At 64.4% G+C, this 12,671-nt stretch carries 11 protein-coding genes and 2 pseudogenes; 1 reads left to right on the top strand and 12 read right to left on the bottom strand.

Annotated features, from left to right (window positions below):
• Positions 1-87: 87 nt before the first annotated feature.
• The 10 genes and pseudogenes from EAG14_RS01265 to EAG14_RS01220 form a co-directional block, all read right to left on the bottom strand.
• Entirely contained in the window at positions 88-1,050 is a 963-nt protein-coding gene (locus EAG14_RS01265) for a Gfo/Idh/MocA family oxidoreductase (protein WP_099657017.1), read from the bottom strand.
• Position 1,051: 1 nt separating this feature from the next.
• Positions 1,052-1,942: a class III extradiol dioxygenase subunit beta gene (locus tag EAG14_RS01260; RefSeq protein ID WP_121727833.1), complete on the bottom strand. Its 891-nt coding sequence runs from the start codon at positions 1,940-1,942 to the stop codon at positions 1,052-1,054.
• A gap of 2 nt (positions 1,943-1,944) precedes the next feature.
• Complete coding sequence (gene ligA / locus EAG14_RS01255; RefSeq protein WP_099742328.1) at positions 1,945-2,385, bottom strand: protocatechuate 4,5-dioxygenase subunit alpha; 441 nt, start codon at positions 2,383-2,385, stop codon at positions 1,945-1,947.
• 4 nt (positions 2,386-2,389) lie between these two features.
• Positions 2,390-3,316, bottom strand: a complete 927-nt coding sequence (locus EAG14_RS01250) for an amidohydrolase family protein (protein WP_121727832.1) — start codon at positions 3,314-3,316, stop codon at positions 2,390-2,392.
• Between the two features lie 120 nt (positions 3,317-3,436).
• Entirely contained in the window at positions 3,437-4,471 is a 1,035-nt protein-coding gene (locus tag EAG14_RS01245; protein ID WP_240456899.1) for a tripartite tricarboxylate transporter substrate binding protein, read from the bottom strand.
• A gap of 4 nt (positions 4,472-4,475) precedes the next feature.
• Positions 4,476-5,504: a tripartite tricarboxylate transporter substrate binding protein gene (locus EAG14_RS01240; RefSeq protein ID WP_121727831.1), complete on the bottom strand. Its 1,029-nt coding sequence runs from the start codon at positions 5,502-5,504 to the stop codon at positions 4,476-4,478.
• Between the two features lie 61 nt (positions 5,505-5,565).
• Positions 5,566-6,249: a 4-carboxy-4-hydroxy-2-oxoadipate aldolase/oxaloacetate decarboxylase gene (gene ligK / locus EAG14_RS01235; protein WP_121727830.1), complete on the bottom strand. Its 684-nt coding sequence runs from the start codon at positions 6,247-6,249 to the stop codon at positions 5,566-5,568.
• Between the two features lie 2 nt (positions 6,250-6,251).
• Entirely contained in the window at positions 6,252-7,286 is a 1,035-nt protein-coding gene (locus EAG14_RS01230; protein WP_121727829.1) for an amidohydrolase family protein, read from the bottom strand.
• 52 nt (positions 7,287-7,338) lie between these two features.
• Complete coding sequence (locus EAG14_RS01225; protein ID WP_121727828.1) at positions 7,339-8,700, bottom strand: MFS transporter; 1,362 nt, start codon at positions 8,698-8,700, stop codon at positions 7,339-7,341.
• 54 nt (positions 8,701-8,754) lie between these two features.
• Positions 8,755-9,442: pseudogene (locus tag EAG14_RS01220) on the bottom strand (substrate-binding domain-containing protein).
• 229 nt (positions 9,443-9,671) lie between these two features.
• On the opposite strand from EAG14_RS01220, the gene EAG14_RS01215 reads away from it, so the two are divergent.
• A complete protein-coding gene (locus tag EAG14_RS01215) occupies positions 9,672-10,580 on the top strand; it encodes a LysR substrate-binding domain-containing protein (protein ID WP_099657025.1) in 909 nt (302 codons plus the stop codon).
• An 18-nt stretch (positions 10,581-10,598) separates the two neighbouring features.
• On the opposite strand, the gene EAG14_RS01210 is transcribed toward EAG14_RS01215, so the two are convergent.
• A complete protein-coding gene (locus EAG14_RS01210; RefSeq protein WP_121730235.1) occupies positions 10,599-11,546 on the bottom strand; it encodes an AEC family transporter in 948 nt (315 codons plus the stop codon).
• A 142-nt stretch (positions 11,547-11,688) separates the two neighbouring features.
• Positions 11,689-12,662: pseudogene (locus EAG14_RS01205) on the bottom strand (Bug family tripartite tricarboxylate transporter substrate binding protein).
• Positions 12,663-12,671: the final 9 nt, after the last annotated feature.

Here is a 12,671-nt window from a genome sequence, read left to right as displayed (position 1 = left end):
GCGGCATGCAGCCCACCTGCATTTGCTATCAAATATATAGCTTCTAGCGCTTATTCAATAAGCGCTAGCAGCCTATCTAACTTGAAATCAAGCGGCGTTGAGCTGCTGCTCCAGCTGGTGCAAGACCTGGTAGCAGGCAAACACCCGGCCCACGCTGGCGTTGGGCTCGCGGCCTTCCTTGATGGCGGCGAAGAACTCGCGGTCTTGCAGCTCGATGCCGTTCATCGACACATCCACCTGGCTCACGTCGATCTTCTCGTCCTTGCCGTTGTACAGGTCGTCGTAGCGCGCCAGGTATGTGGCCGTGTCACCGATGTAGCGGAAGTACGTGCCCAGCGGGCCATCGTTGTTGAAGCTCAAGGAGAGCGTGCAGATGGCGCCATTGGCGGCCTTGAGCTGGATGCTCATGTCCATGGCAATGCCCAGCGTGGGGTGGATGGGGCCCTGCATGGCGTTGGCCTGCACGATGGGGCTGTTGGCCTGGTAGGCGAACAGGTCCACGGTGTGGGCAGCGTGGTGCCACAGCAGGTGGTCCGTCCAGCTGCGGGCCTGGCCCAGCGCGTTGGTGTTGGTACGGCGGAAGAAGTAGGTCTGCACATCCATCTGCTGGATGTTGAACTCGCCCTTCTGAATCTTGTGGTGCACAAACTGGTGGCTGGGGTTGAAGCGACGGGTGTGGCCGCACATCGCCACCAGGCCCGTCTGCTTTTGCAGGGCCACGACTTCTTCGGCGCCCTTCAAGCTATCGGCCAGCGGAATCTCGACCTGCACATGCTTGCCCGCCTTCAGGCAGGCGATGGTCTGCTCGGCGTGCATTTGCGTGGGGGTGCACAGGATGACGGCGTCCACCTCGGGCAGCGCCAGGCTGTCAGCCAGGTCGGTGGTGACGTGGCCAATGCCGTACTTGGCGGCCACCTCACGGGTCTTTTCCAGATCGCGACTGATCAGCGAGACGACTTCCACGCCGTCGATGTTTTGGATGCCGTCCAGATGCTTGATACCGAAGGCGCCAGCGCCCGCCAGGGCGACTTTGATGGTTTTGGTGGTCATGTCAGTTGTTCTCCAGAATCAGGTGGCCGACGGCCGTGTTGGATGCGGGCACATGGTAGAAGCGGTGCACCAGCTTCGGGGGCTTGCCACCGGCTACATCGGCCGTTGCGCCGCGGGCAACATCGGACATCGCACCCCGCGCGATGAGCCACATCACCAGCTCAATGCCTTCGCTTCCCGCTTCGCGCACGTAGTCGATGTGCGGAATGCTGGCGGCGGCCTCAGGGTCGTTGATGAGCTTGTCGAGGAAGTCGTTGTCGAAATCCTTGTTGATGAGCCCCGCACGCGGGCCCTGCAGTTGGTGGCTCATGCCACCCGTGCCCCAGATGTGCACATTGAGGTCTTCGTCGTAGCTCTCCACGGCCTTGCGAATCGCCTGGCCCAGGTTGTAGCAGCGGCGGCCGCTGGGCACGGGGTACTGCACCACGTTGACGGCAAACGGAATCACCGGGCAGGGCCAGGCACCCGTCTTAGGGTCTTGTGGGCCGCACATCAGCGACAACGGCACGGTGAGGCCGTGGTCCACGTCCATCTTGTTGACGATGGTGAGGTCAAAGTCCTGCTGGATGACCGACTGCGCAATGTGCGCGGCCAAGTCGGGGTGGCCCTGCACCACAGGCACGGGGCGTGGCCCCCAGCCTTCGTCGGCGGGCTGGAACTGCGCGGCCGTGCCGATGGCAAACGTGGGAATCATCTCCAGGCTGAAGGCCGTGGCGTGGTCGTTGTAGACCAGAAAAATCACGTCGGGCTTGTTGTCCTTCATCCACTGTTTGGAGAAGTCGTAGCCCGCAAACACGGGCTTCCAGTAGTCTTCTTGTGTCTTGCCCAAGTCGAGTGCGGCGCCAATGGCGGGCACGTGCGATGTGAACACGGAGGCGGTAATTTTGGCCATGGTCAAGTTCCTTTTTTGCCCGCAGCGCCCTGTGGCTGGCGGTGGGCCTGCGCGTCGCCGTCTTCGCCGATCACGCGGTTGCCCTCGGCCGAGCGGCCACCGCCGATCATCATGGCGCGGTATTCGTCTTCGGTCATGCCGGTCATGCTGCCCGCCATTTGCTGAAAGCTCTTGCCATCGGTCGCGCCGATCTTGGCCAGAAAATAGATGTTGCCGCCCAGGCGGATGCACCAGTTGAGGTCGCGCGCCAGCACGGCCTGCTTTTGCTCTTCGGTCATCGCCCACTCGTCCAGATAGGCGCGCTCGTTGGCCTTGAAGCGCTCGCGGTTCTCGGCCTTCATCAGGCTCATGCAGAACTGGTTGAGCCAGTAGCCTTTGCGGCTTTGCTCGGCATCAAAAATGGTCGTGCCGGGCACGTCCAAGTAGGGTTTATCAAGGGACATGGTGTCAGTCTTTCACAGTGACTTCTTCAGGCCAGTACAGGCGCATGGGGTTGTCCACCAGCAGCTTTTGCTGCTGCTCGGCCGTGGGCGCGATGTGCGGGATGAAGTCCACCAGCAGACCATCGTCGGGCATGTGGTCCTTGAGGTTGGGGTGCGGCCAGTCGGTGCCCCACAGCACGCGATCGGGGAACTCCTCCACCACGCGGCGGGCGAACGGGATCACATCGGTGTAGGCGTTCTGCTCGCCGTTCAGCGCCTTGGGGCCGGTCACGGAGAGGCGCTCGGGGCAGCTCACCTTGCTCCACACATTGGGGTGCTGGCGCATGAACTTGAGGAACAGCTCAAACTCTGGTCCGTCCACGGGCTTGTTCACATCAGGGCGGCCCATGTGGTCCACCACCACGGTGGTGGGCAGTGCGGTGAAAAAGTCCCACAGCTCGGGCAGGTCGACCGCCTCAAAGTAGATCACCACGTGCCAGCCGAGCTTGTGGATGCGCGCGGCAATTTCCATCAACTCGTCCTTGGGCGTGAAGTCCACCAGGCGCTTGACGAAGTTGAAGCGCACACCGCGCACACCGGCGTCGTGCATGGCTTGCAATTCATCGTCGGTGACCGAGCGCTTGACCGTGGCCACGCCACGTGCCTTGCCGCCCGAGTGGACCAGCGCATCGACCATGGCGCGGTTGTCCGCACCGTGGCAGGTGGCCTGCACCACCACGTTGCGCGCAAAGCCCAGGTGGTCGCGCAGGGCGTACAGCTGGTGCTTGCTGGCGTCGCAGGGGGTGTACTTGCGCTCGGGGGCGTAGGGAAACTCCGCGCCGGGGCCGAACACATGGCAGTGGGCGTCCACCGCACCGGCAGGCACCTTGAACTGCGGCTTGGCCGGACCGGCGTACCAGTCGAGCCAGCCTGGGGTTTTTTCAAATTGCATGGATTTGCTCACTTGCTAGGTTTGTTAAAAATCGGACCGGGCACCACGGCTGCGCACCGCACGAACGTGCTGCCGCTGGGCTCTGCCATTCCATTCAGGTTCAGGTGGCACGGGCCTTGGTCAATCGGGTTGGATGTTGGCTTCACGCACCAGCTTTTCATAGCGCTGGCGCTCCGCCTTGATCAGCGCCGCAAACATCTCGCTGCTGCCTGGGATCACTTCGCCCCCCACCTGGGTCATGCGCTCGCGCACTTCCTTGGTCTGCAGGGCTTTTTGCACCTCGGCGTGCAGCTTGGTCACCACGGCCTTGGGCGTGGCGGCCGGGGCCACCAGGCCGTACCACACCGAGGCCTCAAAGCCGGGAAAGCCCGACTCCGCCATGGTGGGCGCGTCCGGGAAGATCGCAGACCGGTTGGGGCTGAGCACCGCCAGCACCCGCAGCTTGCCGCTTTTGACATGCGGCTGCACCTCCAGGGCGTTCACCGCAATCAGCGGGACCTGCCCGCCAATCACGTCGGTGATGGCCGGCGAGCCGCCACGGTAAGGCACGTGCTGCAACTGGATGCCTGCGGTGCGCTCAAACAGCTCCAACGCCATGTGGGGCGTGGAGCCATTGCCCGGGGAGGCGAAGGAGATGCTGCCGGGCTTGTCTTTTGCGGCACGGAGCAAGGCCGCCACGTTGGCATAGGGCGCCTGGGCATTGGCGGCCAGCACCACCGGCACACGCCCGACCAGGGACACGGGGACCAGGTCGCGCTCGGCATCAAACGGTGCAGGCTGGTACAGGGCCATGTTCGCAGCCAACGCATTGGCGGCCATCAACAAGGTGTGCCCATCGGCCTCTGCCGCAATCACGGATTTGACGGCGATGTTTGTGCCCGCACCGGGCTTGTTTTCCACAATGAAAGGCTGGCCCAGGCTGGCAGAAAGCGCCTGCCCGATGGTGCGGGCCACCGCATCCACCGCCCCCCCGGCGGCATAGCCCACGACCACTTTCACGGGCTTGGTGGGGTAAGCAGCCTGCGCAAAGCCCCAGTTGGGCAGCAGCAGCGCAGCACACAGGGCTGCAGCCTGCACCACGCCACGGCGGGTGCCTTCGGTGTTCCACACGGTCATCGGGTTGTCTCCCATGGCTTCAAATTTTTGTGCAGGCACCACATCAGTCCATCTCGATCTTGGCGCGCTGGATGATGGTTTCATGGCGCGCGGATTCGCTCTGGATGTAGGCCTGCAGCTTGGCCCGGTCCAGGGTCAAGGGTTCGTAGCCAAACGAGTCGAACTTCTCTTTGACATCGGGGGTGGAAAGCGCCTCGGCAATGTCTGCACGCACCTTCTCGGCCACGGCTGGGGGCACCCCCTTGGGGCCGGCTATCGCGTTCCAGCCACTGACCTCATAGGGTGCTGCGGGGCCACCGGCCTCGGCCACGGTGGGCACATTGGGGTAAGCCGACAAACGGTAGGGCGCTGCCACCGCCACAAAGCGCACCTTGCCCGCGCGGTACAGCGGGCCAGCTGTGCCCGCCGTGCCCAGGGTGAAAGGCAGCTCGCCATTGGCCACTGCCACATACAGCTGGGTGGTTTCCTTGAAGAGCACATGCTCCATCTTGGTTCCGGTGCGCTGCTGCAGCTCCTCAATGCCCAGGTGCACGGGGTTGCCAATGGACCACGAGCCATAGTCGAGCTTGCCGGGGTTGGCCTTGGCATCGGCCACGATGTCAGCCACGGTCTTGTACTTGCTGTTGGTGGGCACCACAAAGAACATGTAGCTCTTGAACATGGTGGCCAACACGTCAAAGTCTTTGCCCGCGTCGTAGGGCAGCTTCTTGAACATGTACGGGTAGGCGGCCAGGTGCACGCTGTCGAGCTGGATCAGGTCATGCCCGTCCTTGGCCCCGCGCTTGAACGCATCGATGGCGATGAAGCCATTGCCGCCCGGCCGGTTTTCCACCACCACCGGCTTGCCCCACTTGCGCGAGAGCTTGTCGGCCAGCAGGCGCGCCACGCCGTCGGGCCCACCCCCGACCGGATAAGGCGAAATAAGCCGCACGGGCTTGGTAGGCCAGGCAGCATCTGCCGCAGCGCCTTGGGCATGCGCCGTGGTGGCGCAGGCCAGAGCCGCGGCCAGCGCCAAGCCGCCCACAAGGGCGCTGCGGCGGGTGGCTAAGGGGTGGTCGGCTTGGGGGTACATGTTCACAGCTTGTCTCCTGGTCGTGGAATCGTCGGTATTGTTTTTGCTGTCTTGAACCGGGTCAGTCGATGTAGCGCAGGCCCTTCTTTTCGAGCGGCTCGCGCATCTTGTACATGTCCAGGCCCAGCACGCCGCTGGCCAGTTTGGCGCGCTTTTCACCTTCAAAGCTCTCGCGCTTTTGCGCGGCTTCCAGCGTTTGCACCGCGCGGGCGGCGGGCACGCAGACCACGCCATCGTCATCGGCCACGATCACATCGCCGGGCGTGACGAGCATGCCAGCGCACACCACAGGAATGTTCACGGAGCCGATGGTTTCCTTGATGCAACCTTTGGACGAGATGCACTTGCTCCACACCGGGAAGTTCATCTCGTTGAGCGTGCGCACATCGCGCACCCCCGCGTCGATGATGAGTGCGCGTGCGCCACGCGCCTGGAACGATGTGGCCAGCAGGTCGCCAAAGTAGCCATCAGTGCATTCGGCGGTGATGGCAGCCACCACGATGTCGCCGGGCTGGATCTGCTCTGCGGCCACATGCATCATCCAGTTGTCGCCGGGGTGCAGCAGCGCCGTGACGGCCGTGCCGCTGACCTGCACACCCGTCTGGATGGGGCGCATGTAGGGCTTGAGCAGGCCCACGCGGCCCATGGCTTCGTGCACGGTGGCTGAGCCCAGGGCGGCCAGGCCATCGGCCGCTGTGCGGTCCGCGCGGGTGATGTTGCGGTAAACAACGCCGAGTTCGTACATGGTCACAGTCCTTTGGCTTGCAGGCGGGAGTTGAGGCGGGAGAACACGCGGCGCACGTTGCCTTCGTAGATCTGGTGCTTGTCAGCAGCGCTCAGGATCTTGGAGGCTTCGATGTAGCGCTTGGTGTCGTCGTAGTAGTGGCCGGTGGTGGGGTCGATGCCGCGCACCGCGCCGATCATTTCGCTGGCGAACAGCACGTTCTTCACCGGGATCACGGTGTTGAGCAGGTCGATGCCGGGCTGGTGGTACACGCAGGTGTCAAAGAACACGTTGTTCATCAGGTGCTCATCCAGCAGCGGCTTTTTCATCTCTTGCGCCAGGCCACGGAAACGGCCCCAGTGGTAGGGCACCGCTCCGCCGCCGTGCGGGATCAGGAACTTGAGCGTGGGGAAGTCCTTGAACAGATCGCCCTGGATGAGCTGCATGAAGGCCGTGGTGTCGGCGTTCAGGTAGTGCGCGCCTGTGGTGTGGAAGCACGCGTTGCAGCTGGTGCTCACGTGGATCATGGCGGGCAGGTCGTACTCCACCATCTTTTCGTAGATGGGGTACCAGTGCTTGTCGGTCAGTGGCGGGCTGGTCCAGTGGCCGCCAGAGGGGTCGGGGTTGAGGTTGATGCCGACGGCACCGTATTCCTTCACGCACTTTTCCAGCTCGGGGATGCAGGTGGCAGGGTCCACCCCGGGCGACTGCGGCAGCATGGCCACGGGCACGAAGTGGTCGGGGAACAGGATGGAGACGCGATGGCACAGCTCGTTGCAGATGGCAGCCCAGGTGCTGGAGACGTTGAAGTCGCCAATGTGGTGGGCCATGAAACTGGCGCGCGGGCTGAACAGCGTGATGTCGCTGCCGCGTTCTTTCATCAGCTTGAGCTGGTTGGTCTCGATGGACTCGCGCAGCTCATCGTCGCTGATCTTCAGGTCTGCCACTTTGGGCATGGCGGCGGGGTCCTTGATACCGGCGATCTGCGCATTGCGCCAGTTCTCCAGCGCCTTGGGGGCCGTGGTGTAGTGGCCGTGGCAGTCGATGATGAGGCTCATGGGTTTGCTCCTAGGAAATCGAAAATCAGTGACAACAGGGATCGCAGCGCCGTCAGTGGGCTGCCGAGCCCGCCACGGCAGACAAGGGGGCCGCTTGCGTGGGGTAGATCATTTGCTTGGCCCATACCGCAGCAGCCGCGATCAGGCCGGGGATGGCCACCACCGCAAAAATCTGCCCAAAGCCCATGTGGGCCGCCGACAGCTGGGCCACGAGGAACGAGCCCGCAATGCCACCAAAGCGGCCAATGCCCAGCATCCAGGCCACACCGGTGGCGCGGCCACTGGTGGGGTAGAAGGCCGCAGCCAGTGCAGGCATGGAAGACTGGGCCGTGTTCATCAACGTGCCCGCCACAAACACCACCACCACCAGCAGCCCCACATTGCCCAGGGCATGGCCAATGGCATAGATGACCAGTGCGGTGAGCAGGTAACCCAGGGCAATGATGCGGTCGGCGTTGAAGCGGTCCATCAGCCAGCCAAAGAACACCGCGCCCACGCCCCCCAGGGGGAACAGCGCAGACACCAGGGTGGCGGTGTGCGGCTCAATGCCGCCTTCCTTGAACAAGATGGGCATCCAGTTGATGAGCGCATAGAAGATCACCAAGCCCATGAAGTAGGTCACCCACAGCAGCAGCGAGCCCCAGCGGTAACGGGCGGACAGCACCACGCCCAGGCCGCTGGCGCCTTGGGCGGCCTGCGCCTCACCGGCCACAAAGCGCCCCACCTGCGCAGCAGAGGCAGAAATGCGCACCAGAATGGCCCGCACGCGCTCGGTGGACGCACCGTGCGCCACCAGGTAACGGGCCGATTCAGGCAACAGCAGCAACATCAGCACGCCCAGCACCAAGGGTGCCACACCGCCCAGCTCCAGCACGCTGCGCCAGCCCCATAGAGGAATCATCCACGCGGCCAAGAAGCCACCAAAGGCCGCACCGAGCGGAAAGCCGCAAAACATGGCGTTGGTCAGCAAGGCACGGCGGGGCGATGGGCAGTATTCGCTCATCAGCGTCACGGCGTTGGGCATGGCCGCGCCCAGGCCAATGCCGGTGACAAAGCGCAGCACGGTCAACTCGGTCAACCCCGGTGCAAACGCCGAAGCCAGGCAGGCTGCGCCAAACAGGAAGACGGAACCGGTCAGCAGTCGCTTGCGGCCCAGCTTGTCGGCCAAAGGGCCAGCCACCAAAGCGCCAGCGGCCAGGCCAAACAGCGCAGCGCTCAGCACGGGCGCCAGGGCGGGCTTGCTCACCCCCCACTCGGCCACCAGAGAGGGCGCGATGTAGCCGATGGCAGCGGTGTCAAAGCCGTCCAGCAGCACGACCACAAAACACAGCCCAAAAATCAGCCATTGGTAGGCTGAAAACGGGTGCGCATCAAGAAAAGTCTGGACGTCGGTGTCCTTGCCGTGTGCCTGCATTGCAAATGTCTCTGAGTTGGTTGTGATTGTTTTGAAATGGTGCGGGCCGCTTGCTCAGGCTGGGTCCATGCCCTGGCGGCGCTTGGCATCGGCGGCCTGGGGGACGCCATGAAAGCCAGCAGGGCCTGCGCCGCCGCAGGTTGGGCAGAGGCAGCGCCCACGCCTGCGCAGAAGGTGGTGGTGATCTGGATGGCGGCGGGCAGCGGGCCCACCAGGGTAATGCCGGGCACATGCAGCAGCTCGCTCAGTTGCTGAAAGCCCAGTGCCACCTCGCCGCGCGCCACCAGGGTGCCCACAGGCACGCCTGGGGGGCCTGCATAATGCGCGGCGCAATCTCTTGGGCAATGCCCCAGCGCTCAAACAGCTGGGCCAGGGCCACCCCGCTGGGGCCGGTGGAATAGCTGATGCTGGGGGCGGCCAGCACCGCTGCGCGCACGGCGTCTTCAGAGCCGATGTCTGGCACCGGCGCACCGGCCTGCACGGCCACGGCCACACCGGAATGCACCAGATCGACCTTGCTGGCCGCGCTCACATGGCCTGCCGCCACGAGCTTGTCGATGGCATCCGACGCCAGGATCACCACGTCAAAGGGCTCCCCCGCCTGCACGCGCTTGGCAGCGTCCACGCCCCCCACGGATTCGATGCCCACGCGGTCGGATGACTGCTGCGCGTACAAGGCCACCAGCTCTGCCAGCACCTGGCGGGTGGCCATGGACGAAATGCCTTTGATGTCGATAGTCATATTGTCTCCTTGAAGGCCCGGGAAAGGCATCCCGTGGCCACCGTGGCGCACACCCAGCGGTGCGCCACATCACCCCTCTACCGGAGGTGAAAACACCCGCATTGTGAACAGGGCTGCCCCGCTGCGACAGCAGTCTGCGGCACTACCAGATATATCATTCTGCAATTGGTGATGCAGAGATATGCAAAATTCTGCTAGTTTGCAGACCCCTTTTGACAAGGCAAAGGCGATGGACCTCAAGCAAATCGAGTACTTCGTGCGGGTGGCCGAGCTGGGCAGCTTCACCCGGGCATCGGTGGTGCTCAACATCGCCCAGCCTGCGCTAAGCCGGCAGGTGCGCCTGCTGGAAGTGGAGCTGCGGCAAAACCTGCTGGTACGCAATGGCCGGGGCGCCACGCCCACCGAGGCGGGCAAGGTGCTGCTGGAGCACGGGCGGGGCATCCTGCACCAGGTCGAGCGGGCCCGCGAAGAGCTGGGCCGGGTGCGCGGCGCGCTGGCCGGGCGCGTGGCCATTGGTCTGCCCAACAGCGTGGCCCGGGTGATGACGGTGCCCCTGACCCGTGCGTTTCGCCAGGTGCTGCCCGAGGCGCGGCTGTCCATCAGCGAAGGCTTGTCGGGCGCCATCCTTGAAGGACTCAACAGCGGGCACCTGGACATCGTGGTGCTCTACAACGGGCAGCCCTCGCGCGACATCGACGTGGAGCACCTGCTGGACGAGGACCTGGTGCTGGTGCGCGCCCGCCCTCCGGGTTTGTCGGAAGACCCGCCCCCCGGCCCCGTGGCCTTGAGCGAGGTGGCCGCGCTGCCGCTGGTCATCCCATCGCGCCCCAACGCCATCCGCATGCATGTCGAATCCGAAATGGCGCAGATTGGCTGCCGCCCCGAGATCGCGCTGGAGATCGATGGGGTGTCGGCCATCCTGGACCTGGTGGCCGATGGTGCGGGCAGTGCCGTGCTCTCGCGCAATGCGTTGCTCAACTCGCCGCGCCCGTCCGCTTACACCGCGCAGGCCATTGGCACGCCCCCCCTGCGCATTGCGCTGTCGCTGGCCACGAGCTTGCAAAGGCCGTCCACACAGGTGCAAAAGGCGGCGCTGGACCTGGTGCGCCAAACTGTGGCGACCGTGTTCAAAGGCTAAGCGCCTGCTGGTGGGCCCTCACACCGGCGCCAGCCCCAGCCACCACAAAAACGCACTCAGGGTAAAAAACGAGGCCACAGTGGTCACCAGCAGGGCCGCCGAGCTGATGCCTTCGTGCCCATGGCGCTGCGAAAGAATGGCGTAAATGCCCAGCATGGGCATGGCGCAGCTGAGCAAGGCTGCTGTGCGCAGCTGCGGGTCGTCCACCGGCACCAGCCAGCCCAGCACCAGCAGCATGGCCAGTGGGTGCAACACCAGCTTGCCCACGCTGATTTGCGCCACCGTGCCCAGCGTGCCCTTGATGTGCAGCCCCACGAGGCTGCCACCAATCACAAACAACGACAGCGCCCCGCTGGCCTGCGCAAACAGCTGCACCGTGCGCGACAGCGCTGCAGGCAGCGCCACACCGGCCCATGACGCCAGAATGCCTGCCGCAATGCTCAGCACCGTCGGGTTGCGCGCCAGCCCTTTGAGGCTTTGCCACAGCACCGCATGCCAGGCACCCTTGCGGCGGTCGCCCAGGTCAGACAAGACCAGCAGCACCGGGATCAACAGCAGGTTCTCCACCACCATGTTCAGCGCCAGGCTGACACTGGCCACCGAGCCCCCCAGTACCAGCAGGGCCACCGGGTACCCCACAAAACCACTGTTGGGGCACCCCATGCCCATGGCCACCATGCTGCTGAAGCTCATGGTCTGGCGCCGACCCCAGCGCATCCACGCAAAGCCCAACAGCAGCACCAGGCCACACGCCAGCGCGTAGGCCCCCAGGTACTGCAGGTTGAGCACCTCTCTGACAGGGCGCTGTGACAGCGAACTGAACAGCATGGCAGGCAAGGCCAGGTGCATGACAAATTTGCCAAAGACACGCATGTCGGCCTTGGCAAATAAGCCCCAGCGCGTCACGCCATAGCCCAGGGCAATGATCAGGTAGATGGGGCCCGTGATGGACAAAATATCAAGCACGCCAAAGATCCCTCGTTGGCCTGAAGGCACCTGCGGTATGCGGCGCGCGAAAAACAGACCAGGCCATCACGGCCTGGGCCCCACGACATGCATTGGCCATGACAAGGGTTCGATTTGGTGGCTTTTCAAGCGCTCAACCCGCTCACTGTCGAGCAATGCGCGCACGGGCGATGACGTCGCTCCAGCGGCGAATATCGGCAGCCAAGTGCTCCCCCGCCTGGGCGGGTGTGCTGCCCTGCGCATTCAGGTTCAGCTCCAGCAGGCGCTTCTTCACGTCAGGTTGCGCCAGCGCGGCGTTGACTTCGCGCGACAGCCGCTCCACCACGGGAGCAGGGGTTCTGGAGGGCACGGCCAGCCCATTCCAGGAGGTCACATTGAAGGAGGCAAAAGCGCCACCGCTTTCGCGCACCGTGGGCACCTCGGGCAGTTGCGCCGCACGCTGCGCCCCCAGCACAGCCAAAGGCCGCAGTGCCTTGGCATCAATTTGCGGCATCAAGCCCCCAGAATGTCCACCATCACGTCCACCTCGCCACCCCGCACAGCGGTGATGACGCCAGGGGTTCCGTTGAACGGCACGATCTGCGCATCCAGCCCGGCGGTGGCTTTGAACAGCTCCGCCGCCAGGTGCTGCGTGGTGCCAATCTGCGGGGTGCCCAGGTTGAGCTTGCCCGGGTGGGCACGGCCATAGGCCAGCAGATCGGCCAGGGTCTTGAAGGGGCTGCCTTCGCGGACCACCAGCGCCAGATCAAAGGTGGCCAGCAACGACACGGGCGCAAAGTCCTTGAAGGTATCGAAGGGCAGGGTATGGAACAGCGCCGCACTCACGGCCGTGCCGCTGCTCACCAGCAGCAGGGTGTGCCCGTCGGGCTCGGCACGGGCCACCAGGTCTCCGGCCACCACTCCGCCCGCGCTGGGCTTGTTCTCGATCACGATGCTTTGCCCCAGCGGGCCCGCCATCTTTTGCGCCACGGTGCGCGCCGTGATGTCTGCCGCACCGCCTGCTGCATTGGGCACCACGATGCGGATCGGACGTGAGGGAAACGGAGCCTGGGCGCGCGCACCCGAAGCCAGCGAAACGGCCAGTGTGGCCAGGCAGGTTCTGCGTGGGATCGTCATGGCGTGCCG

The organism is Acidovorax sp. 1608163, assembly GCF_003669015.1.
Classification (GTDB): domain Bacteria; phylum Pseudomonadota; class Gammaproteobacteria; order Burkholderiales; family Burkholderiaceae_C; genus Acidovorax.
The sequence above is the reverse complement of the archived record's forward strand: the minus strand, read 5'-3'. Positions and strand labels throughout refer to the sequence as shown.

Coding starts and splice junctions, on each gene's coding strand:
- EAG14_RS01265 (WP_099657017.1), bottom strand. CDS start 1,050: ATGACCACCAAAACCATCAAAGTCGCCCTGGCGGGCGCTGGCGCCTTC.
- EAG14_RS01215 (WP_099657025.1), top strand. CDS start 9,672: ATGGACCTCAAGCAAATCGAGTACTTCGTGCGGGTGGCCGAGCTGGGC.
- EAG14_RS01225 (WP_121727828.1), bottom strand. CDS start 8,700: ATGCAGGCACACGGCAAGGACACCGACGTCCAGACTTTTCTTGATGCG.
- EAG14_RS01260 (WP_121727833.1), bottom strand. CDS start 1,942: ATGGCCAAAATTACCGCCTCCGTGTTCACATCGCACGTGCCCGCCATT.
- EAG14_RS01240 (WP_121727831.1), bottom strand. CDS start 5,504: ATGTACCCCCAAGCCGACCACCCCTTAGCCACCCGCCGCAGCGCCCTT.
- ligK (WP_121727830.1), bottom strand. CDS start 6,249: ATGTACGAACTCGGCGTTGTTTACCGCAACATCACCCGCGCGGACCGC.
- EAG14_RS01230 (WP_121727829.1), bottom strand. CDS start 7,286: ATGAGCCTCATCATCGACTGCCACGGCCACTACACCACGGCCCCCAAG.
- EAG14_RS01250 (WP_121727832.1), bottom strand. CDS start 3,316: ATGCAATTTGAAAAAACCCCAGGCTGGCTCGACTGGTACGCCGGTCCG.
- ligA (WP_099742328.1), bottom strand. CDS start 2,385: ATGTCCCTTGATAAACCCTACTTGGACGTGCCCGGCACGACCATTTTT.